This window comes from Vibrio sp. R11-SG3-ISO9, assembly GCF_059834255.1.
Genome location: NZ_JCBDGU010000005.1, coordinates 16864 through 38769, shown reverse-complemented (window position 1 = coordinate 38769; position 21906 = coordinate 16864). Strand labels below are relative to the sequence as shown.

The 21906-nt window shown below is 43.1% G+C and carries 16 protein-coding genes, 3 tRNA genes and 1 pseudogene; 12 read left to right on the top strand and 8 right to left on the bottom strand.

All coding sequences use genetic code 11. From position 1 onward, the window contains the following. The first annotated feature begins 47 nt into the window (after nt 1-47). Nucleotides 48-1757 carry a methyl-accepting chemotaxis protein gene (locus AC6R05_RS01490; RefSeq protein ID WP_500646425.1) on the top strand — a complete coding sequence of 570 codons (1710 nt, stop codon included), beginning with the start codon at nt 48-50 and terminating at the stop codon, nt 1755-1757. A gap of 109 nt (nt 1758-1866) precedes the next feature. Here AC6R05_RS01490 and AC6R05_RS01485 read toward each other — a convergent pair whose 3' ends face one another. Continuing rightward, nucleotides 1867-2625 carry a DUF481 domain-containing protein gene (locus AC6R05_RS01485; RefSeq protein ID WP_500646360.1) on the bottom strand — a complete coding sequence of 253 codons (759 nt, stop codon included), beginning with the start codon at nt 2623-2625 and terminating at the stop codon, nt 1867-1869. Nucleotides 2626-2969: 344 nt separating this feature from the next. Between AC6R05_RS01485 and AC6R05_RS01480 the strand changes: the two are divergent. Next, nucleotides 2970-3344, top strand: a pseudogene (locus AC6R05_RS01480) (mannose-6-phosphate isomerase); the annotation flags it as partial. A 228-nt stretch (nt 3345-3572) separates the two neighbouring features. Here AC6R05_RS01480 and AC6R05_RS01475 read toward each other — a convergent pair. From AC6R05_RS01475 to AC6R05_RS01465, 3 genes are all read right to left on the bottom strand, one after another. Continuing rightward, nucleotides 3573-3863: a putative quinol monooxygenase gene (locus tag AC6R05_RS01475; RefSeq protein WP_500646359.1), complete on the bottom strand. Its 291-nt coding sequence runs from the start codon at nt 3861-3863 to the stop codon at nt 3573-3575. A 202-nt stretch (nt 3864-4065) separates the two neighbouring features. Beyond that, nucleotides 4066-5505, bottom strand: a complete 1440-nt coding sequence (locus AC6R05_RS01470; protein ID WP_500646358.1) for an endonuclease/exonuclease/phosphatase family protein — start codon at nt 5503-5505, stop codon at nt 4066-4068. A 261-nt stretch (nt 5506-5766) separates the two neighbouring features. Further along, a complete protein-coding gene (locus AC6R05_RS01465) occupies nt 5767-6909 on the bottom strand; it encodes an acyl-CoA desaturase (RefSeq protein ID WP_150869658.1) in 1143 nt (380 codons plus the stop codon). Nucleotides 6910-7091: 182 nt separating this feature from the next. Between AC6R05_RS01465 and AC6R05_RS01460 the strand changes: the two genes are divergently transcribed. Further along, nucleotides 7092-7631, top strand: a complete 540-nt coding sequence (locus tag AC6R05_RS01460) for a GNAT family N-acetyltransferase (RefSeq protein ID WP_032552641.1) — start codon at nt 7092-7094, stop codon at nt 7629-7631. A gap of 67 nt (nt 7632-7698) precedes the next feature. On the opposite strand, the gene AC6R05_RS01455 is transcribed toward AC6R05_RS01460, so the two are convergent. The 4 genes from AC6R05_RS01455 to AC6R05_RS01440 all read right to left on the bottom strand — a co-directional run bounded on the left by AC6R05_RS01455 (nt 7699) and on the right by AC6R05_RS01440 (nt 11745). Continuing rightward, the gene (locus tag AC6R05_RS01455; RefSeq protein WP_500646424.1) at nt 7699-8757 is read right to left on the bottom strand and encodes a GGDEF domain-containing protein; all 1059 of its coding nucleotides are present in this window, start codon (nt 8755-8757) and stop codon (nt 7699-7701) included. A gap of 266 nt (nt 8758-9023) precedes the next feature. Then, nucleotides 9024-9959: a ribosome biogenesis GTPase YlqF gene (ylqF, locus tag AC6R05_RS01450; RefSeq protein WP_032552640.1), complete on the bottom strand. Its 936-nt coding sequence runs from the start codon at nt 9957-9959 to the stop codon at nt 9024-9026. 256 nt (nt 9960-10215) lie between these two features. Further along, on the bottom strand, nt 10216-11220 hold the full coding sequence (gene ltaE, locus AC6R05_RS01445; RefSeq protein ID WP_500646357.1) for a low-specificity L-threonine aldolase: 1005 nt from the start codon (nt 11218-11220) through the stop codon (nt 10216-10218). A gap of 9 nt (nt 11221-11229) precedes the next feature. Next, a complete protein-coding gene (locus AC6R05_RS01440) occupies nt 11230-11745 on the bottom strand; it encodes an NUDIX hydrolase (RefSeq protein WP_500646356.1) in 516 nt (171 codons plus the stop codon). Between the two features lie 291 nt (nt 11746-12036). On the opposite strand from AC6R05_RS01440, the gene AC6R05_RS01435 reads away from it, so the two are divergent. The 9 genes from AC6R05_RS01435 (at nt 12037) to AC6R05_RS01395 (ending at nt 21819) form a co-directional block, all read left to right on the top strand. Further along, nucleotides 12037-13695, top strand: a complete 1659-nt coding sequence (locus tag AC6R05_RS01435; protein ID WP_500646423.1) for an ATPase RavA domain-containing protein — start codon at nt 12037-12039, stop codon at nt 13693-13695. A gap of 11 nt (nt 13696-13706) precedes the next feature. Next, nucleotides 13707-15152: an ATPase RavA stimulator ViaA gene (gene viaA, locus AC6R05_RS01430; protein ID WP_032552636.1), complete on the top strand. Its 1446-nt coding sequence runs from the start codon at nt 13707-13709 to the stop codon at nt 15150-15152. Nucleotides 15153-15321: 169 nt separating this feature from the next. After that, nucleotides 15322-15395: transfer RNA gene (locus AC6R05_RS01425), tRNA-Cys, on the top strand. 120 nt (nt 15396-15515) lie between these two features. Next, nucleotides 15516-15602: transfer RNA gene (locus AC6R05_RS01420), tRNA-Leu, on the top strand. 56 nt (nt 15603-15658) lie between these two features. Beyond that, a tRNA-Cys gene (locus AC6R05_RS01415) sits at nt 15659-15732 on the top strand. A gap of 552 nt (nt 15733-16284) precedes the next feature. Beyond that, nucleotides 16285-17247, top strand: a complete 963-nt coding sequence (locus tag AC6R05_RS01410; RefSeq protein WP_500646355.1) for a hypothetical protein — start codon at nt 16285-16287, stop codon at nt 17245-17247. Continuing rightward, a complete protein-coding gene (locus AC6R05_RS01405; protein WP_500646354.1) occupies nt 17247-18875 on the top strand; it encodes a hypothetical protein in 1629 nt (542 codons plus the stop codon). The genes AC6R05_RS01410 and AC6R05_RS01405 overlap by 1 nt, the downstream gene beginning before the upstream one ends. Next, a complete protein-coding gene (locus AC6R05_RS01400; RefSeq protein ID WP_500646353.1) occupies nt 18799-19479 on the top strand; it encodes a hypothetical protein in 681 nt (226 codons plus the stop codon). Before AC6R05_RS01405 ends, AC6R05_RS01400 begins: the two co-directional genes overlap by 77 nt. A gap of 450 nt (nt 19480-19929) precedes the next feature. Continuing rightward, a complete protein-coding gene (locus AC6R05_RS01395) occupies nt 19930-21819 on the top strand; it encodes a methyl-accepting chemotaxis protein (RefSeq protein ID WP_500646352.1) in 1890 nt (629 codons plus the stop codon). The last annotated feature ends 87 nt before the right edge of the window (nt 21820-21906 follow it).

Genomic DNA, 21906 nt, shown 5'->3' with positions numbered 1-21906 from the left:
ATATTAAAAATAAACTATTTTCATTGGGTCTATTCTCAATTTTAGGGATGGTATCTCTACTATTTACCACCTCCCATTTTACAAAAACCGGTGAGCAGCTTCATGAAGCAACATTGATCACCAAAGATTTAGAAGTTCGTTTGCTTAACTTGCGTCGAAACGAGAAAGATTTCCTCCTTCGAAGTGATATTAAGTACCTAGACAAGTTTGAAAACAACTACCGTCAGTTTCAGGAGCTAGAATCTGAGCTGGCAAGTGTGCTCGAAGATTTAAGCCTCGCGAATACAGCTCAGCTAAGACAGGACATCTCCGACTACCACAAGAGCTTTACTGTGCTTGTCGGCGCATACCAAGTTTTAGGTCTATCAGATGATGAAGGTTTATTGGGTCAGTTCCACGAAGACTTGGCGGTAAGCTTTGAAAGAGCTTCAGATGAAGAGAGACTTGCCATGTACCAATTCAATGAGTTGGTTGAACAGGGCAGCCTTGATTTGAGCTTACTCTCTAATGCTCAGGCAAGCTTCTTAAACTCAGCTCAGCAGGTTGTTGATCAGAAAGTTAAAATTGGCCTAAAGCACAACGAAGGTTTACTAGGTGAGGCGCGCTCTGCTTCTCATAAGGTAGAAACGCAGTTCAAAGAGTTCTCAGCGTTGCTGAAAGACACCACCGCTGCACAACTAGCGAAACTAAACCTCATTAACAATGCTCTAAGTGGCACATTGCTCATCATCATTATCTTGTTGAGTTGGGTGATCGTTCGTTCTATTGTTGGCCGCATTGAGTCTCTGTTGTCTGTTATTCGCCGTATTGTGGATTCGAACGACGTTTCTATTCGCTCAGAGTTGAAAGGGCACGATGAGCTAGGCTCACTGGGTGAATACTTCAATCAGTTGTTAGATCAGCTAGAGAAGCTTATCTCTGCATCTCAGAAGAAGTCTCAGCAGCTCACTTCAAGCACATCGAATATGCATAATGAACTGGAATCAGTGATTAAGCAGTTTGATGTTCAAGCTAACCACACGGGCGAAATGACGGTATCGGTTCAAGAGATGGTATCTACGATTGGTGAAATCTCTGAAAGTACTGCGATTGCCGCAGAAGGTGTGCAGAAAGCACGTCTTAATGCAGATAAAGGTCGTGAGGTTGTCGTTGAGACAATCAACAACATTACGCAATTGTCTGAACGCCTATCGAGCAGCCAAGACTCTATCAGTTCATTGAACCACCATGTGGATCAGATTGGTGATGCGGTAAACATCATCCAAGGCATCGCAGAGCAGACGAATTTGTTAGCACTGAACGCAGCGATTGAGGCGGCAAGAGCAGGTGAACAAGGTCGAGGCTTTGCGGTTGTAGCAGACGAGGTTCGAGCTCTAGCAAGCCGTACGCACCAATCAACCACAGAGATAACTAACGTGGTGTCAGCGATCCAAAGCCAAATGGAAGCTTCTATGGCGGAGATTGGAGAGTGTAACTCTCAAGGTCAACGTACATTGAGTGACTCTGAATCATTGGATTCAAGCCTACAGCTGATTCTAAGTGATATGGAAGATATTCAAGGTAACTCAGAACGCATTGCTTCTGCTATTGAAGAGCAGGGTGCGGTTATGGCGCAGGTAAGTGATTCCATTACCGAGCTAAGTGCTATCTCGAATCAGAATACGGCTTCAGCTCAACATTGTTTGGTTGAGGTGGATAAAGTAGCAGCACAGGCGAGTGAGATGGACAGCGCGGTAGCGCAGTTCAAAACATCATAAGCTCGACTAGAGACAACAAATGACAAGGCGCACAACTCTGTGCGCCTTTTTGTTTGCATGACGAGTTAGTACAAATCTGATTAATTTGTCTGCCTATCCGCCTGAGGCACTAAAAATCATAGTTAAGGTTCATAGAGCTGTATATTTCGGTGTTACTTTGGTCAGAGGCAACCGTTGTGTTGTAGATATACTCAGTGTCGAATGTGAGGGCGAGATTCCCCATTAGGATGTTCTTTAAATACCCTTTGAAGTTGTAGTTGGTGTTTTCTTCACCGTAAGCAATACTTGCGTTTGCACCAATAGAAAAGCTCTCGGTAAACTGAACTGTCCCTTCGAGCGAGCCGCTAGCAATAAGCTCATAGTTCATTTGCGAGGGAAACTCCTCATCAAAGGATTGCCTTTCAGTTATACGGTAACCAGGGCCCATAGAGCCTTGCAGAGTGACGTAGTTCGTTTCATAGAAGTGTCTACCGAGACCTGTCATCGCAATCCACTGGTCGCGATAGGTACCGAACTGATCATGCTCGAATCGAATCCCGGCAACTGTATAGGTTCTTGAGTTGATGTCGTAGGTGATTCCATAATTCGTTGTATATCGGTTGGTACCATCTTCACCGTTTTCCGCGTCGGTGTAGTAAGTATCAAATTGAAATCTATGCCCCCATGTATCGCCTTTGTACCCCAAAGAGATCCCTGAGTTAATGGATAGAGACGTGCTGGTATTCTGCGAATAGATGAACCCCAATTTAGTGAGCCTTGTGTAAGGGGAATCATCGATCTCTTGTTCAACTTCAACGGAGCTAAACACTTGTGGGCTGGTGACAAGGGCAGTACTTACAAGTAGTGCCGTGTAATGACGTTTATTCATGGTTGATTTACAGCTAGATCAGTAGACAAAAGCAAATAACAAGTTGGCAGCGAGCCTGACTTAGATTGAGCTTTTGATTCTACGTATCGAGGTCAATAAGCAACCTGATTTGAGACTAAATGATTTTCAACAAGGATCGTTTAGGCGATTTTAGAAGAGGAAGCAGCAGGAATTAGGCGGATGTTGCTATCTAAGCGTTAATAAAAACGAAAAGAGCTCACGAATCGATCGAGAGCTCATTCTTTTCAAAGTACAGCTACAGCTTACTATGCTTGACGCTGTCTCTCTGGGAATAAGCTAACCGGCAGCCAAGTTTCTTCAACAGTGATTAGGCTGTTATCCATATGGCGAACTCCGACAATGTTCTGCGGGCAGGTTTAACGCCAAAGTACATTGATGTGCCAGAGCTGATTGACAACACTATTTTTGAGCCTATCAAGCCGCAAGACATCCGTCTCAAGCCAGTGCTAAAAGAGGGCAAAATGGGTTATCCAATTCCAGTGGATGATTTTGGTTTTGATATCTTATCTGCTACAGATGAAAGTAAATCTCAGTATCTTCGTAGCGCGGAAATCTTGTTCTTTGTGGAAGGGGAAGCAACGGTGACTTCAGAAGGGCAAAGCATCACATTGAAGCAGGGAGAGTCGGTTTTTGTGAGTAACAATTCAAGTGTTTACCAATATCAAGGGAATGCTATCTTGGCTCGTGCTTTCAACTAATGCCCCCGTGTTAGCTAAAAAGCAAAGAGATATCAGAGCGTTATTTAGTCATAGTTAACGCTCAATATTGGTTTGATGGTTGCTATAGAGCTGTTATAAGCAGTCACAAAGTTTGACCATGCCCGCCGTAGTTGGCGGGTTTTTTCGTTACGGATAAAAAATCACAAATCCTTAAAACGCCAAAACCCCGTTTTATGAACGGGGTAATCTAAAGCCGTGAGAAGTTACTTAGGCGACGTGAGTCATTTTGTTGATAATAAACGATTCAACCGAACCTTCAGTTGCCGCAAGGTAGTCCGCGATATGTTGGCTGCCTAAATGCTTCTCTAACAGAGTTTCTGATTCCCAATTTTCGTGGAAAACGAAGTGAGCAGGGTTGTCGTTGTCTTGGTGCAGATCGTAATTGATACAACCTTCTTCTACACGAGTAGGCTCGATTAACTTGATCAGTTCAGATTTAACAAGTTCAATGCGGTCTTGTTTCGCGAAGATAGTGGCAATAATAGTTAGCTTGCTCATTCTTTGTTCCTTGGTATTTCACTCGGTAAGTGCAAGTAATATAGGCAGTTTATAGACGGGATTAAAGAGTGCCCAAATCCAATAACTATGGATGCGTGAGTCCATAATTAAAAGAGGGTTGCTTGAGTAATAATTACAAAAAGAAAATAAAAAATGCCCAACTCAAGAGTCGGGCATTATTGAAAAAGCTTAAGCGGGAATATTAGTTATGGATTTCAGCTTTGATCCAAACCATGCGGTGATCCGAAGAGATATCTTTACCGTTACCGTAGTCGCCTACACGCTCATCATTCATTAACAGACGACCATCTTCAAATGTAGCAGGCCAGTACACGCCAGAATCTGAAATAATTAGGTTCTCTGATGGAACAACATGATCAAGACGCAGACCGCTTGTGCTTGTTACTTGACCTGGGTTTGGAGTATCCCAGTTTGCTTCTTTACATTCGCCAAGTGCTAAACACTCTGGGCCACCAAGGCTAGCTGGTGCTAATGGGCCAAACGTCGCTAAACGGTTCACTTTGTCGTGATCCATTAGTGCATTGATTGCTGTTAGGTCGCCATCGCCTTTAAGAGGATCGGCATTAAGGTCGCCCATTACTACGAACTTGGCATCATCAGCTAAACCGCCAGTTACACCTTTGTCGTCGTACATGTAGTTTTTACCTTCAATGTAATCAACCCAGAAGTTAACTTCATCAGCGTTTTGAACCTTGTTCTTACCTGTATCGAAAATCGGTGGTGTCGGGTGAGACATAAGCAGATGAATTGTGTCAGTAGTGCCATCTTCTTGTGGTATCAGGATTGGCGCGTCAACGTGGTTTTTAGAAGAAAGGCGAACTTCTGCCCACTCTTCAGCAGTGTACCAATCGTCACCACATTCCATGCCATCTGGGATCGGGTTCCAAGAATCATTACAGTTGGTGATCGTTGGCATGGTAGCCGAAGGCATATCGCTCCATTTAAACTTTTGGAAAGTACGAATGTTGTCGTGATCAATCTCGTACATAGACATTAGAGCAAACGCATATTGACCATGGTAGTTACCGAAACCCCATGCATCGCCAGGTAGAGCGCCAGCAACACCATCGTTATCCAGATCAAAGCCAAATTCATTAAGTAGGCCAGTATTAGTCGCGAAGTTTGCAAAATACTGGAACACGATTGGTTCTAATTGAATACCGTCTTGGTCAAAGCTGTTAGAGTTTTGCGAAACCGCAAGGTAGTTCAAACGGAAACCAATGATAGCGTCATTGTTTTCAGCAGTACCGTCGTTGTTGAATTCTGCCATCATAATAACCGCTGGGCGCTCAGTCTGGATGATTGCAGCTACGTTGCGAATCTGGATTACTTTAAGAGCTGTTGCGTTGTCTTCATCAGACAGCGTTTTATCTTGCCAGCCTTTAATCAGTGCATCTTGCTCTGGTTTAGTCAGCTTCATTTCTGCAACAAGATCTTCGTAGGTATAACGATCGAAAGATAGGTTGAATACTGCGATGCGTCCTTTGCTGTCTACAGGCGTCGGTTGTGGAACTTCAGGCTGAGGAACTTCTGGGTAGTAATTGTTTGTTGTTTCGTCACCGCAGCCGAATAAAAGGGTAGTAGAGATTGCTAGCGCCAGTGATGTTTTTAACATTTTCATAAAATGATTCGCTTTTGTAGTCCGTGGAACAGGAGGGCGCGCATTCTATGTTACAAAATGAAATTCCGTAAGTGACTTTGATCACAACTAGAAATGTAAGCAAACGTTTTCTTGCATTGTAAGTGTGATATTAGATGTTGCTTCAGATTTGATTAGAGTTTTTATTCAACCCAAACCATAAACAGGGTAATAAAAACGAAAAAGCGCCAAGGCTGTTTTAGCCTAGGCGCTTGATAAAAAACAGAATATGTTATTAAAAGGTTAAGCGTACTGTTCTACTGTTTGGGCCCAATTACGCTTCTGCTGTTCAAAATTGAGCTTGATTTGTTGGTAACGTACTTTAAGCAATGAGTGCTCATACTTCTTAACTACGTCGTCTCGTTTGCTCTCAAGCAACTGCTTTTTCACCGCGTAGTATTCATTCATGTTTGCAACAAGAGAGTCGAACTCTGCTTGCAGTTTCTCAGCTATTTGAATGTTGTCTGCTCGATGCATGATTTTCTGTTGGGTACGCTTTAAGAGCATCGTAGCTTCGGCTTTCTCAATTCGAGCCTGTGGCGTTTTCTTTAATTTCGACGTCAAGCCGCATAGCGACGCGCCTTTGATCAGCCATTTAGTTGGATCGTATTGCCACCAGTAAATGCCATTGCGGTAATCATTCTCAAAAATATGATGGAAGTTGTGGTAACCCTCGCCAAAAGTCAAAACCGCAAGAATACCATTATCACGTGCTGTGTTCTTATCTGTGAAAGGTTGGCTACCCCAGATGTGAGCAAGTGAGTTGATAAAGAAAGTGGTGTGATGGTTAAGTACTAGACGAACTGCACCAACCATTAGCAACATGCCAATCACGTCACCATAGATCACGCCAAGCGCGATAGGGACACCAAAATTCATGATCAGTGCTAGCAAGATGTAATGTTTATGCTGCCACATCACAATTTTGTCTTTTTTAAGATCGCGGCAATTTTCGTAATCTTTATAAATTGAGGTGTTGTAGTTGCGAATCATCCAACCGATATGCGAGTACCAAAAACCACGTTTAGCTGAGTATGGGTCTTTGTCATTGTTGTCGACATGCTTGTGATGTACTCGGTGATCAGAAGACCAGTGAAGGGCACTGTTTTGAAGTGCAAATGCGCCGCCCAAAGCAAAAAGGAATCGTAAGCTAGAATGCGCTTCAAACGCCTTGTGCGACCATAAACGATGGTAACCCGTTGTTATTGATAGATTACAAAAGCTAAAACAGATCGCCAACCAAACCCAATGCTCCGCGCCATAGCCGTTGTAGTAGCCATAAAGAGGGGCGGCAACTAGAGCCAAAAGCATACTAAAAGAGAAGATAAAAACGTTTAGCCAGATCAGAGGCGGCTTCTTATTTTGCGTTGTATTGCCAGTTGTCATCAGCATATTCCATTGAGCGTACAGATGTGCGCTAGAATATCAGCGTACACGTGTAAGTCAAGAATCAAAGTGTAAGTACCTATTAGCCGTCGGGTTTTAATAGTATGTTTTGCTTTAATTTTGTAGGTAAGTAGTATTAAATGTAGAAGTTATAAATAAATGGAAGTGCTAAGGGCTAATAAATGGAAATTAGAGTAGCTGAATATAAAGATTACGAGCGTATCGCACAGTTACATGCAGACAGTTGGAAAATCTACTATCGAGGTATTCTTGCTGACCAATATCTAGATCAGGACGTTCTAGAAGACAGATCGGTAATTTGGCAAACACGTCTTATCAACCCTCCTTTTAACCAACACGTTTTACTTCTTGAAGAAGGTGGGCTGCTTGTTGGGTTTGTATGTGCATTCGGAAATCACAACTTCGACCGTGGTACTTTTATTGATGCGTTACATGTTGATAACGCCTACCGTGGTCGTGGGATTGGCAAACGCTTGTTATCAGAGCTCTCAGAGAGACTTGAGCAATACTATGCGGATAGTGGCCTCTACTTAGAGGTGATGTCTAAAAACAAGCAAGCTATCGGTTTTTATGAGTCCATCGGTGGTAAAGAAGAGCTTGAGCAAATTTGGGATGCGCCTTGCGGCAGTAAAGTAAAAGAGAAAGTTTACTCTTGGCCTTCGCCTTCGACTTTAGCTCAGCAGCTGCAAACGCCAGCTTGATAAAGTAAGCACGATTAAAAATAGAAAGCCCCGAGGATTAGCTCGGGGCTTTTTGTTTGTGCCGTGTTTAGACTGCTGCAGTTTCTACATTGGGGTAGGAGGCGGTGCACCATGAAATGCAGTTACGTCCATTCTTCTTAGATTGGTAAAGCGCTCTATCAGCATCTTCAATCAATTGTTCAACCGAACCAACTGCGCGATCAATATGTTTTACGCCAACAGAAACTGTCACGTCCAAAGAAAGCTTTGAAGGTGATGTGAGCAAACTATCGGAAAGTTGTTGCGCCTGGGTGCTATTTAACCCTTGAGCAATAATCAGAAACTCTTCTCCACCATATCTGAAAAGGTTGCTCTTAACTGGCAGCTTTGTCTTAATCGCTTTAGCAAGCTCCTTGATAACCATATCGCCTGCTTGGTGACCGTATGTATCATTAACCGACTTAAAGTGGTCGATATCGATCATAATGGTTGTCATAGATTGATTACGATTAATGTTCGGCTCGATAACTTGGTGTAGATAAAGCCTGTTGTAGCAGCCGGTTAGAGCATCTTGGTAAGAGAGTGCTTCAAACAGGTTCGATTGTTTTCTCAGCTGGATCGCTTGCTTGCGCAGTTGTTCAGATTGAGAGAAGCGTTTGTGAACTTCTAAGTCTCTTCTTAAACTTGCTGCGGCAACCAATACGTAGGTTGCTAAATAGATAGAGATGATTTCAAGCTCATGCGCAGGTTCCGCGGCATAAAGAAGTGGCGATAAACCGATAAGATAGCTAGCCAGTATGCAGGTTAGGGTAAATAAACTGTATCGAGCAGATAGACGAGAAAAGGTACCCAGATAAATCATTACCAGAATGACGCCGCCTTGGTAGTCATAATTTCCAAAGCCAATGGCTATCCTTCCAACGACAACGAGAAACAGTGCACTCGTTATCAGTAATAAGCTCTCTAACTGTTGCAGTATGTTTGGTCGATTATTTATGCAGTAATACGCGGCTCCCGCCATCAATGCTGAAAGAATGACGCGCAGAACAATAGGCATGATGCACTGGTCACCAAAATGAATGAAGTCGGTGATGATAAAGGCTAGAAATATAGTGATCGGTAGGTAGATGAAATTGACATACGGCAGGTATATTTCATTATCAAAATAGGTTTTGAAACGCTGGTTTTGAAAACCGGGATATGAACGCATCTTAAAATTCGCTACGGGATCACAAAATAATGCGTCAGTATGTCTATGAAACTCACTAATGTAAATTTTAGATTTTATTTATGTGACAAGATATTAGTTCTATCAATGACGGGGTAATGCTGAGAAGTGACGCCCTAACGATATCATTAGGGCGCGAAAAGCCGGAAAATTCGCGTAACGAGTTTACGCGAATGTGGGCATAATTAGCGCTTGTTCTTCAGGTAACGCTTACGACGCTCTTCTTTTTTCTTTGCTTTCTCTTCAGCTTTACGTAGTGCTTCCTGCTCTACTTCGATCAGCTCTTGTGTGATCATCTCTGGTAGCTCTAGAGTCACTTGACCTAGTGTGCCGTTGCGCAGTTCATGAAGTAGAATTTCTGAACATTTATGCAAATCGATATGACCGCCCGCACGCAGTGCACCGCGCTTGCGACCGATCTCTTCCATCAATTCAATGTCTGATTCTGGCAGCTCTTCGATTTGGTAACGCTCTTTCAGTAGGTGAGGGTATTGCTTCGCCAAGTATTCTACCGTGTAGAAAGCTACTTCATCGTATTCCATTGCAGTATCTTTTACTGCACCAGTTGCTGCTAGGCGGAAACCACTGTGTGGGTTTTCCACTTTTGGCCACAAGATTCCCGGAGTATCCGAAAGCACCACACCGTTTTGTAGGTTGATGCGTTGCTGGCGACGAGTAACTGCAGGTTGGTTACCTGTTACAGCGATCGTACGACCTGCTAGACAGTTAATGATGGTTGATTTACCAACGTTTGGAATACCCATGATCATGGTACGAATGTTTTTACCGATCTCTTCACGGTGAGGTGCTAACTTACGTACCAGCTCCATGATGTGATTCACTTCTTCTTTAACGCTGGTGGTAATCGCGATCGCTTTCACACCTTGCTCTTTTTCAAAATGCTCAATCCACATTTGAGTTAGTTCTGGATCAGCAAGGTCGCGTTTGTTTAGAACTTTAACTACCGGTTTACCTGCTTTGATCTCTGCAATCATTGGGTTTTCTGAACTAAATGGAATACGCGCATCTAGTACTTCAATGATAACGTCAACTTTAGGGATAACTTCTTCGATTTCTTTGCGGGCTTTGTGCATGTGGCCCGGAAACCATTGGATAGACATAGAGATAAACCTTGTAAAAATATTTTGAGCACATTGTAAGGGTTCGATAGGGCGTGTAAAGCTATATAGGCTTTGCACTGCCATATATCAGTAGAAAAACAGCCAAGTGCTTTAGTTTATTGAGCTTAGCACAGTCTGAAGTCGACTTATCTTGTTTTACGTCGAGGGTAGGCGGAGCTTTTTGAAGGCAAAAATAAACCCTATATTGTGATTAGCAACATAGGGTTTTGTTCAGTTATTTGGTCGCAAGCCGTAACTAAAGAACGGCTTTAAGCTCTGTTAGGAAGCGAGCGATATCTGCGCTAGAGATATCACGGTGTGTCACAAAGCGAATAGGGTTACTCGGTGTGATAGTGATCTCTTTTGCTGCCAGCTTGTTCGCGATTGCTGCGATGTCGACGCTATCATCTAGCTTGGCGAATACGATGTTAGTTTGAACAAAGTCAGGGTTCACTGAGAAGCCTGGCAATTCGCTAAGGCCAATCGCGAGATCTTTCGCGTTTTTGTGGTCGGTTTTCAGTTGCGCTACGTTTTCTGTAAGCGCCATTTTACCTGCTGCCGCCAAGATACCAGCTTGACGCATACCGCCCCCCACCATTTTTCTTAGGCGACGTGCTCTAGCGATATACTCTTTGCTGCCTAGAAGCAGTGAACCAACCGGAGCCCCCAGACCTTTAGATAAACAGATGGTCATTGAGTCAAAGTGCTGAGCGATCTCTTTAACGGGAACATCTAATGCCGCCGCTGCGTTGTAAACACGAGCACCATCTAAATGCAGTTTTAAACCGTGCTTGTTGGTGAACTCACGAGCTTCGGCCAAGTAAGAAAGTGGCAGAACCTTACCATTGATGGTGTTTTCTAAGCTCAGTAGCGTTGTGCGAGCGAAGTGGCTGTCGTCAGGCTTAATTGCACTTTCGAGTTTGCCAAAGTCTAAAGTACCGTCTGGGTTGTTCTCGATCGGTTGTGGTTGAATTGAACCGAGAACTGCGGCACCGCCCGCTTCATATTTATAGTTGTGAGCTTGCTGTCCACACAAGTATTCATCACCGCGACCACAATGGGCCATTAATCCTAGAAGGTTGGCTTGCGTGCCCGATGAAGTGAACATGGCGGCTTCAAAACCTGCTTCTTCGGCTGCCCACTGCTCTAAGTCATTTACAGTCGGATCATCACCGTAGACATCGTCGCCAACCTCTGCGTTAGCCATAACTTGGCGCATAGCCTGACTTGGTTTGGTGACGGTATCAGAACGAAAGTCCATATTTATCTCCTATAGGTAGCCGCAAAGCTGGGCTTTACTTAAACACGCGATAGTTTTGGTATCGGTAATTTGGTCGTTACGAATTTTTTGTTGAAGCTCTTCAATAGTCAGCTCAAGCACTTCAATGACTTCGTCATCATCACAGCTAAAGCGTGTGGTTAGGTTGAGCTCTGATGCAACGAATAGGTGCTGGATCTCATCACAGAAGCCAGCGAGTGGAGTCACTTGCCCCAAACTTTGAAATTGACCAGCACTGTAACCAGTCTCTTCTTCAAGTTCTCGTTTCGCACAATCTAAAGGTGTTTCACCTTGTTCCATCGTGCCTGCTGGGATCTCTAACAGCCATTTTTTTAACGAAGGTCTAAATTGATTGATGAGAATGACCTTTCCGTTAGACGTGATGGGAAGTATGACTGCTGCGCCAGGGTGTTGAATCGTAGTGTGAGTTATTGAGGACCCGGTGGGTAATTTAACATCCTCTTCTATAAGTGAGATGCTTTTCCATTTGTGGATTATTGTTTTCATGGAGTGGTAGTCACTTTCCTTGCCAATTGCCGGACATATAAGACGTCGACCACCATAACGCCAAATATGTCGAAAATAAAAGAAAAATTCTGAATGCGTTCCCAGAAACCCATCACACATTGTGACTCTATTCTCAAAATTGGAATCTTTGATTACACCAAAATTACCAACCTAACCATCTGATATAAATGCTACTCAACAATAAAATACACTTGTAACAAAGTGCTAACAAATGTATAAAAACATATCTACACTCTTAATTATCTTGAAAGTTTCCGGAGTTTTGCTGTGATGAACCCTTCTGTATCCTCCCATGCTGACAAAGCATTACTCTCCGAACGCATTAACAAGCTTGCTCAAGCCTTATCTGACGGTGTTTACGAACGTGAAGACACCATTAAACTTTGTTTACTTGCTGCGCTCGCAGGCGAAAGTGTTTTCTTGCTTGGTCCTCCGGGTATCGCGAAGAGTTTGATCGCGAAACGTTTAATACAAGCTTTCGATAACAGTAGCTACTTCGAATATTTGATGACGCGCTTCTCAACCCCAGAAGAAGTTTTTGGTCCATTGAGTATTCAAGAATTGAAAGACAATGGTCGTTACGTGCGTTTAACTGAGGGTTACTTGCCAACCGCTCAGGTTGTTTTCCTTGATGAGATTTGGAAAGCAGGTCCGGCAATCCTTAACACGCTATTGACCGTTGTTAACGAAAAAACCTTTAAAAACGGCAGCGATATCGAACGTGTTCCGATGCGACTGCTAGTTTCTGCATCCAACGAATTACCTGATGAAGACAGCGGCCTAGAGGCACTTTATGACCGTATGCTGGTGCGCGTGTTCGTCAACCGTATCCAAAATAAGCAAAACTTTAAGTCGATGCTAACTACGGGTACACCTCAAGAAGCGACCATCCCACCGGGTCTGGCTATCACTGATATTGAATATCACCAATGGCAGAAAGAGTTGGATCGTCTAGAGCTTAACGATAACGCATTCGATAAGCTTTATGAGCTTAAAACCATGCTTGAAGAGACAGTGAAGAAGCAGGGCGGCGCAATGTCAGACTCAGATCTTTACGTGTCTGACCGTCGTTGGAAGAAAGCCGTTAAACTGCTTAAAGCAAGTGCCTTCTTCAGTGGCCGTGATACCGTGAATCCGCTTGATATCATGTTACTTCAAGATTGTTTGTGGCATAGCCCAGAGTCTCGAGACGTGGTTCGTAGTGTCGTTAATGACTTTGCGTTGAACCGAGCGTTTGACCAACAAGAATCCAAACACCAAATCGAGCTAGCACGTGAAGAGCTTGAAGAGATTCAAGAGGATGTAGAGTCAACTCTATCTGTATCTCTTTCAATGGAAACGAGCAGCGGTCTACTGCGTAAAGACATTTACCAGCACGATATCAAGAACGCGAAAATGTACAGCGTTGGCAGTGCCTACAACCTAGTGAAACTGGTACTACTGCAAAGCAATATGTCAGTGTCTGAATCTGAAAAAGGCGATAGTCGTTGGGTTTACGTTGCTAAAGATGATTTCGACCGCGTGATCAAAGAAGGTCATGGTGACATCTATGGTTATGTAAATGAAAACAAAAACCTATGTCGCCTAAAGCTGGATTTAGATGCATCCAACCAACTCGTTATCAAAGACATTGCTAACCGTTCAGTGTTAGTGAGTGTTGTGACTTCTGACGGTCTGGACAAAGAGCTATACGACAAATGGTTAACAGGTGCAGAAGCCGCGCTTAAACAGCTTCAAGACGCAGAGTTTAACCTTAAAAAAGTGCGCTCAGATTTCCATGGTGCGCTACCACATAACTTTATTGACCCTGAATTACCGAAGGCGATGGAAGCAAGCTTGCAATCCATCACTCAAGATCTTGAGACCACACAGGTTAAGAGCAGTAAGATCGTTCAGCGTATCAAGTTCATGAGCCAATACTTCGAGTAAGGGGACCCTATATGTTAGGAGCAGACGGATTAAATCTGGCTTTAATGGTTGCAGACTCTGGCATCATTGATACTGCAATGAACGACTTATTGGCCCGCTCGCAAGTGATGATGGCGGCGGAAAACAAAGGTGTTAAAACCTCTGTTAAAAACCATTTAGTTAAGTGGCGCGGCAAGGTGAAAAAACGCGTCACCAAAGTCTGTGAAACCGATCGATTCCAACAAGAAATAGCCCTTTACCAAGAAGTGATTCACTGGAATGAAGAGCAGTTTTTTGAAGAGATCGACTCGGTGATCAAAAAGCTGGAGTGGCACTCTGCGTTTTATCTACAAGCTCGCCGTTTGCTTGAACACAATAAGGGCGTATATAACGCCATGTTCCCGCATTACTTCTGTGACCAGTGGTACCAAGCCCTGTCTGAAGCGATCAAACAAGCTCAGGTGACTGAGCTTGAAGCAAGCAAAGAGAAAGTGCTTGCTGACCTATACCAGCGCATGGAAACCATGAAAAACATGGACAAAGTGACGGAGTCTGGTGATGAAGGCAGTGTAGGGCGCTTGTGGGATATGGCGTCAGCCAAGCTGAGCAAAACTGACCTTACAGTAATGAAGCGTCATGCAGAGTTCCTTAACAAGCACAAAGGGCTTCAAGAGATTGCCGAGAAGCTTGGTCGTATGGCTGGTTTAGAAGATGACCCGTCACTGCACAAAGCACCGGTTGAAGAGCTTCAGATGGTCGAAGAAAAAGCCGATGAAGCGGTAGACGATATTGTCGGTATTCACGAAAGTGACGACCTTAATAAGATGCTGCCAAACGAAACCATGTTCTTGGCTTACCCAGAACTCGAAGTTATCTTCTACAAGCATTTAGCTGATAAGCGTTTATTGAGTTACCGCTCTCAAGGTAAATCTCGAACTTTAAGAAAAGTGAAAGCGCAAAAACCAGATGCTAAGAATGTCGACATCGAGAAAGGGCCGTTTATCGTCTGTGTTGACGCCTCTGGCTCGATGAGCGGCTTCCCTGAGCAATCGGCTAAAGCTATGGCTTATGCGTTGATGCAAATTGCATTGGCGGAAGAGCGTGACTGTTACGTAATTCTGTTCTCTTCAGAGCAAATCACTTATGAGTTAACTCGTCAGGACGGATTGCGTGAAGCGAGTGACTTCTTAAGTTACTCATTCCACGGCGGTACCGATTTAGAGCCAGTATTGATGAAGTCGATTGATCTCATGATGGGCGATAAGTACAAGAACGCAGATTTGGTTGTGCTTTCTGACTTTATTGCGCCTAAGCAGTCCGATGAGATGATTGCGCAGGTTGAGAAATTGAAACAGCACAAGAACCGCTTCCACGCTGTGAGTCTTTCTAAATATGGCAACCCTCAATTAATGAGTATGTTTGACCACTGTTGGTCGTACCATCCAAGCCTCGTTGGGCGTTTAATGAAAAAATGGTGATGTAAATTGCTGTACGATTTCTGTCTGAATAGGTGGAAGGTGCAGCAATTTGATTTAAATGTCAGCAAACGGAATTTAAATACACATTTTTATTTGACTATCCTTTCTCAATCCGTAAAGTAAGCACCCGAACACAGCGGGACAACATCCTAACGTGTTGAAATAAAAAGGCGCCTTGGCAGAGTGGCTATGCAGCGGATTGCAAATCCGTGGACCTCGGTTCGACTCCGGGAGGCGCCTCCATTCAAACTTCGAGTTTGAATACAGAAAACCTGTGTTGCTATAAATTTTGTAATGTTGATTCACTTCGACATTAAAGATGGTGTTTACGAATCGTAACGGCATCGCAATAAAGAATTGCGTGCCCTGGTGGTGGAATTGGTAGACACAAGGGATTTAAAATCCCTCGGCGTTCGCGCTGTGCCGGTTCAAGTCCGGCCCGGGGCACCATCTATTTCTCTTCTAAAGAGACACGTAGTTACCTTAGACTACGACAATCAAATTAAGGCGCCTTGGCAGAGTGGCTATGCAGCGGATTGCAAATCCGTGGACCTCGGTTCGACTCCGGGAGGCGCCTCCAATACCCCAAAAGCCCCAGCATAAATGCTGGGGCTTTTTTGGTCTGTTTTCTTGAATTTGGTATACACGACAATAGTTCAGGAAAAATTCAACTCTGTGAAAGCAATTTACACCTTACATGAAGGCAGAATTACTTGTATGGGCTTATTGTGTTTCGAATCCATTTCTTTAGGTTGCTTTAGTTGGATAAGTAGTAGTTGAATTATCACGACTCAAATAATGCCCTTCAGACTAGTTTATTCTGATAGGTAATCAGTCTCAATATATAGGCTCTATGGAAAAAAGTTGTCTAATCAACATAATATAAATTACGGTGTACGGACAAATTGTTAATGTGTGATTGAATTTAGAAATTTTGTTTTAGGAAAGTGTATTTGGTTAATGAGTCATGATTTAATTTTTCCTTCACTGCTATTGATGATTTTGTTAATTCAACAAAATTGGTTTAGATAAATAGAAAACAAACTAAGGGTTAAAGTTCTTGCTCTATTGTTGATTTTGAGTCAATCAGTTAATATAATTTGAAGCCTTTTAATATGCTATGATTATATAAATGAATTCAAAGCTAAGATGTAGTCTTATTCTTTTATGCAGCCTAATTTCTGCATGTTCATCTAGCATCGACTCTGATCATCAAAGTTTGGAAGTTAGCAAGAACGAATCAAATACTTCAACAGACATTAAAACTCCTAGTATTGCTGCGACCCCGAAGCAACCCGATAACGGCCATACAACAGAAACTACAATAGAACACTTGTCCGCACCAGACTCAAAGCAAAAAGCTGATGAGGCTAAGGTTTCAAAAAAAATTGTTAAAAATATTGTAAAGCAAGAAGATAGTAGTAATTTTGAGCCTAAAGAGCCTAAAGAGCCTAAAGAGCCTAAAGAGCCTAAAGAGCCTAAAGAGCCTAAAGAGCCTAAAGAGCCTAAAGAGCCTAAAGAGCCTCTCGTATTTCCACAATTTTTTGCCCCAGAGAAATATCAGCACCCACTACAATACTCACAAAAACTAAGTTTCATGATTGGGGAAGACGAACACGGTTATTACCTGTATGGAGAAGGCCCTATTGTGCAAGGTGCATACAATAAATTTCTTAGATATGTCGAACACTTTGAGAAGAAGGGGCTCACACTCAACCGTTTGATGCTTCATAGTCCGGGGGGAGTCTTAGATGAAGGCGTTCTTATCGGATTGTATCTGCATGAGAATAACTGGGATACTGATGCTGATAAATATATGCGTTGCTATTCTACGTGCGGATTTATATATGCAGCTGGAACTCAAAAGCGAATACAAAACGGGGCTGAGATTGGTTTCCATCGACCATATATACCAAGTAAACCGGATACACCAGAGTTCATAGAAGCCGTGTATAAGGAATATCTCGACTATTGGAAAGTAGTTGATGGTGATATGGATTTGTACAACATGTTTATGGCTGAATATGGTCGTGATGACATGCTGATCCTTAAAACTCAAAACATACGTAGATACTTTTCCGTAGAGATGTATTAATGAAAATAGAAACTTCAAAACTCCCTGAACACTTGGGATTAACCTTGATGCTTTATGTCATGGGTGCCATGATCATAATTTTCAATGTAAAAGGATACGATGTTCTTTTTGCTGCTGACCCTTTAATCCCATTTATACCGATTTCTCCATTTGGCATTCTATTGGGCTGTGCAGAAATAGCTGTGCTAATTTGGACATCAGCAGTTATCAAAGAGTGGAGTGTATCTAGTCGAGTTCTTAAAGTTTCTATGTTTGTTCTTGTCCCATCTTTTTGGTTTCTATGCTACGCGGGTGTAAATAGTTACCTGGACTCGTTAGCTACAGAAGAAATTCGCAAAGTTGAAGAAGCGAAGACACTAACTTCTAACAGTGAAGAATATTTGACTACGTTACTAACGAATGTTGAAAAGTTTGAACGCCAGTTGACAGAGATTAGAACTGAACAGGCTTCAATAAATAATCAGATATCTCTTAAAAACAAACAGATTCAAGAGCTTAATGATCAAGCTAGTGATCGAAGATTAAAGGCCTTAGATTGTTCTGCTGTCGCTGATTGCGCATCCTCTGTAAAGGCTTTTGAAGACCAGGCTGCTCGCATTGCAAGTGATGTATCGAACTTAAATACTACTCGAGATAGTAATCAACAACGCTTAACTCGTATTCAAGATAATTTGGATAAGACTCAAGCTGCAATCGATGAACGTAAGTTAGAAAATACACAGAGTAAGAATCAATTTGCAGGCACTGAGTCGGGATTTATTTTAAAGAAAGCTGCTTATGAAAAAGCTGTTGTCTCGGTATTTGCTTTGTTTAATGTTGAGGTACAAAGACCTTTTGACCTATTTATGATGCTTGTCTCTGGGCTGATATACCCTGTGTATTTCTTGCTCAACCTGTTTTTGTCTCTTAACTCGGAAGAGAACAGAATTGCGAGAGAAAAACGTTTAGAGAGTAAGAAAGTCAGGCACACATTGCTTCAGAATATTGCGCGTTCTTTGAGAGCTAGAACTCTTAGAAAGAAAAAGACGAGCTTAGATAGTCTTGCAGATAGTATGAAGCTGCGACGGAAAAGGAAATCTCGTCGTGAAGTCACTTACCGAAAAATGATTCGTTACACGAGAGTTTGGGCCCATCGTCGAAATAAAACTCGAGAAGTTGAAGTAGAAAAAATTAAAGAGATTCCTACAGAAGTGGAAGTAGAGAAGATAATTGAGGTTGAAGTCCCAGTCGAAGTCGAAGTTGAGAAGATCGTTGAGATTGAGAAGGTTGTTGAGAAAGAGGTTGAAGTAGAAAAGATTGTTGAGGTCGAAAAAGTTGTCGAAAAAGAAGTTGCGGTAGAGGTCGACAAAATTGTCGAAGTACCAACGGAAGTTCCAGTATATGTAGATAAGATTAAACCTGTTCCTGAACCAATGTTCATTAAAGACCCTCAGGTAATCATCCATGAACGAATTATCCCAGTACCAGCAGATATTACAGGTAAAGAGCTAGAGGAATTAATTAATGCGCAGCCTCGACTTAACACAACTATACCAGATTCGGATGCAGCAAATGATTTCGCAACTGAATCAGAAAAATCAGAGCAACCAGAACACGACTCAGACCGAAACACAAAACAACCTGCATAATGAACCCCAAATAGAGCCAACGTCTACTCCAGTGGGTAGTGCAGAAGAAAACGTAAAAAATACAGTTGCTAGTCATCCTGAGAACTCAGAGCTAGCAGCTGTAAAACAGGCAACATTCATCGAAGAGGAACGTTCAAAGCTCAATAAGCAAAAGAATCGCAATTCGCACATTGAATTACAGATCGCGAATGAGCAACGAAAAGCGGCAGAGGCTAATCGTCGAGCCGCTGAAGCCAATGCAAAGGCTCTCTCTAAAGAGGCAAGTGCAAGGAAAGAGAGTTCAGATGGTGTTTGGAATAGTAGATTAGACAGAGTGCTAAGATGGTTAAAGCTAGCTTTTTTGCTTGTGCTACTAATTGCTACCACAATTGCCGGAGCTTTGGGGCTTTACTATTTGTATCGAATGGTAACGGAAGAGCCTATTATTAAAACGGTTACAGAAACAGTAACTGAGACTATTGAAAAAGAAATTATTCCTGAAGAGTGTACTCAAGTACGTAGGAACGGTAAGGTTTACGTTAGTTGTGATGGTGTCACGGTACAAGGTGCTCCAACCATCGCTGAAAGCGGCCTGGATGAAATTCCCGAACTTATCTCGGAATAGCGTGGTTTGGATGTGCGGTTAAAGTTTTGTACAGGATTTATGTGTTTGTATTTACTATGATTAGTGTTGGCTGGATACCAATAGATACGAGTTAATGCAGATAGTTCGTACTCTCTCATAGTTAGAGCCAAGCTCTGCAAGTCCGTGGACCTCGGTTCGACTCCGGGAGGCGCCTCCATTATTCAATCAAACCAGTCCTAGTGACTGGTTTTTTTGTATCTGAATTTTGGCTCTTGTTTTAAACACTTCTATATCTCGTTAAAGTATCTATATTTCATCAACACACCTTCAAAGCGGGTTCCATACTACTTTGGTATTACACAAGTCACATATTGACAAATCATACCCAACTTGTTTCATTATTGAGTCGAAACTCTCATAAAATCAGTTGCATAGGTGAGACTATAAAACACTAACTCATGTTCTAAGTTTTATAAGAGGCTCTAAATTATGCAATTTAGTCTAAAGAGGAAGATGGTTTCCTCTGTGGTTTTGGCGATTGCGGTGACATCTGCCATTTTACTTTTCATTGGCTACAAAACGTTTCAAACCAATAGCTGGCAAGCGATAGAGAGTGAAAGCCGAAATACGCTCCATGCTCACGCCAAAGGCATTAGTGATTGGTTTCATGACAAGAAACAAGCAGTAAACGGATTACAACAACAAATCTCATTGAACCCAGACCTCGATGTGGTGCCTCACTTGCGCCAAACCTTGGTGTCAGGTGGGTTTGGCCTCAGTTATTTTGGAAACAAAGAGGGTGAGATGTTCCGTCATGATCCTTCTTTGAATAAACCCGGTTATGACCCACGTGTTCGCGGTTGGTACAAAGAGACGCTGGCGGCGAACAGAGCAATTACCACCAAACCTTACGTGAGCGTCACCATGCAAACCTTGGTGGTTACGCTGACGGATCCTGTGTTTGAAAATGGTCAAATCGTTGGGGTAGCAGCGTCTAACCTCGCTCTAGATAAGTTAATTCAAGACGTATTGGCGATTCCAGTACCGGGTGATGGTCGCGCTATTTTGATCGACACTCAAGGCACAGTGGTTGCGCATAGTAACAAAGACTTCATCCTCAAGAAGATCACCGATATTGCGCCCGAGCTAAACGTCGCGAGCTTAAACTCAGCAGCAGCGAATTTAACGACACTTTACGCAGACGTAGATGGCGTAGATAAAGTGATTATGGCGGAACCAATCAAAAATACCGATTGGATGCTTGTGATTGAGATGAACAAAGAGGTCTTGGAACAACCGCTATTTACCATGTTAATCAACCAAGTCACGACAGGTTTGATTGTACTTATCGTAATGGCTATCGCGACCTCATGGTTTGTTGCTCGCCAACTTGTTGAATTAGGTCGAGTAGGTGAAGCCTTAGCTGACATCGCAGAGGGCGAAGGTGATTTAACACGCAGGCTAACAGTATCTAGCCATGATGAAGTGGGGCAATTGGCTGATAAGTTCAATACCTTCATTGATCGTCTCCACGAGATGATGAAAAACGTGAATAACGTGTCCTCAGCAATGACCCATGGTGCAGAACACGCCAACCAAAGTGCGATGAAGCGAAGCGAGAGCGTTGGCAAGCAGCAAGATGAAATCACCATGGTTGCAACAGCGGTAACTGAAATGGCGACAGCAACGTCAGAGATTGCATCTAACGCAGATAATACCGCAAAGAGCGCGACTCACTCAGTAGAGTTGAGCGAGCAAGGCTTCCAGCAAATGGAGAAAAGCCAAGCCTCAATCAATGAGTTGGCTAATGAGTTAACTGGTGCTGTATCCATCATCAGTGAGCTTGAAGAGCACGGTCAGCAAATCGCGACGATTCTGGCAACGATTCGTGAGATAGCCGAGCAGACCAACTTACTGGCACTTAATGCTGCGATTGAAGCCGCGCGTGCGGGTGAACAAGGCCGAGGCTTTGCCGTTGTTGCTGATGAGGTGCGCGTATTGTCGCAAAGAACACACGCATCGACTGAAGAGATTGAAGACAAGATCAAACGACTTCAACAAGCAACTAATGGTGCGGTTAAAGTGATGAACCAGAGCCATGATATGGCGCGCACCAGTGTGAATGACGTTAACTTAGCGGGTGAGAGCTTAGAGCAGATCCGTGAAGCGATTCAGGTGATCAGCGATATGGCGACCCAAATTGCCTCCGCTGCGGAAGAGCAATCGCTAGTAACCGCTGAAATTAATACCAATACCGAATCGGTGCGTGAGGTAAGTGATGTGATGGCCGTAGACGCTTCCGATGCTGTTGTTCAAGCTGACCAACTTAACCAGTTAGCTAACGACCTTAAGCAAGAGCTGAGTCGATTCAAGCTATAAAGACAACGCATCTTAGTAACACAACCAATCAAGCGCAGGCTATCGAGTCTGTGCTTTTTCGTTTTTAGCCCGCACTGTAACTCGCAG

What these genes read in the sequence shown, in the direction of transcription:
- AC6R05_RS01395 (WP_500646352.1), top strand. Translation starts at nt 19,930, where the DNA reads ATGCAATTTAGTCTAAAGAGGAAGATGGTTTCCTCTGTGGTTTTGGCG.
- viaA (WP_032552636.1), top strand. Translation starts at nt 13,707, where the DNA reads ATGTTAGGAGCAGACGGATTAAATCTGGCTTTAATGGTTGCAGACTCT.
- AC6R05_RS01440 (WP_500646356.1), bottom strand. Translation starts at nt 11,745, where the DNA reads ATGAAAACAATAATCCACAAATGGAAAAGCATCTCACTTATAGAAGAG.
- AC6R05_RS01485 (WP_500646360.1), bottom strand. Translation starts at nt 2,625, where the DNA reads ATGAATAAACGTCATTACACGGCACTACTTGTAAGTACTGCCCTTGTC.
- AC6R05_RS01475 (WP_500646359.1), bottom strand. Translation starts at nt 3,863, where the DNA reads ATGAGCAAGCTAACTATTATTGCCACTATCTTCGCGAAACAAGACCGC.
- ylqF (WP_032552640.1), bottom strand. Translation starts at nt 9,959, where the DNA reads ATGTCTATCCAATGGTTTCCGGGCCACATGCACAAAGCCCGCAAAGAA.
- ltaE (WP_500646357.1), bottom strand. Translation starts at nt 11,220, where the DNA reads ATGGACTTTCGTTCTGATACCGTCACCAAACCAAGTCAGGCTATGCGC.
- AC6R05_RS01470 (WP_500646358.1), bottom strand. Translation starts at nt 5,505, where the DNA reads ATGAAAATGTTAAAAACATCACTGGCGCTAGCAATCTCTACTACCCTT.
- AC6R05_RS01410 (WP_500646355.1), top strand. Translation starts at nt 16,285, where the DNA reads ATGAATTCAAAGCTAAGATGTAGTCTTATTCTTTTATGCAGCCTAATT.
- AC6R05_RS01460 (WP_032552641.1), top strand. Translation starts at nt 7,092, where the DNA reads ATGGAAATTAGAGTAGCTGAATATAAAGATTACGAGCGTATCGCACAG.
- AC6R05_RS01490 (WP_500646425.1), top strand. Translation starts at nt 48, where the DNA reads ATGGTATCTCTACTATTTACCACCTCCCATTTTACAAAAACCGGTGAG.
- AC6R05_RS01465 (WP_150869658.1), bottom strand. Translation starts at nt 6,909, where the DNA reads ATGACAACTGGCAATACAACGCAAAATAAGAAGCCGCCTCTGATCTGG.
- AC6R05_RS01435 (WP_500646423.1), top strand. Translation starts at nt 12,037, where the DNA reads ATGAACCCTTCTGTATCCTCCCATGCTGACAAAGCATTACTCTCCGAA.
- AC6R05_RS01400 (WP_500646353.1), top strand. Translation starts at nt 18,799, where the DNA reads ATGATTTCGCAACTGAATCAGAAAAATCAGAGCAACCAGAACACGACT.
- AC6R05_RS01405 (WP_500646354.1), top strand. Translation starts at nt 17,247, where the DNA reads ATGAAAATAGAAACTTCAAAACTCCCTGAACACTTGGGATTAACCTTG.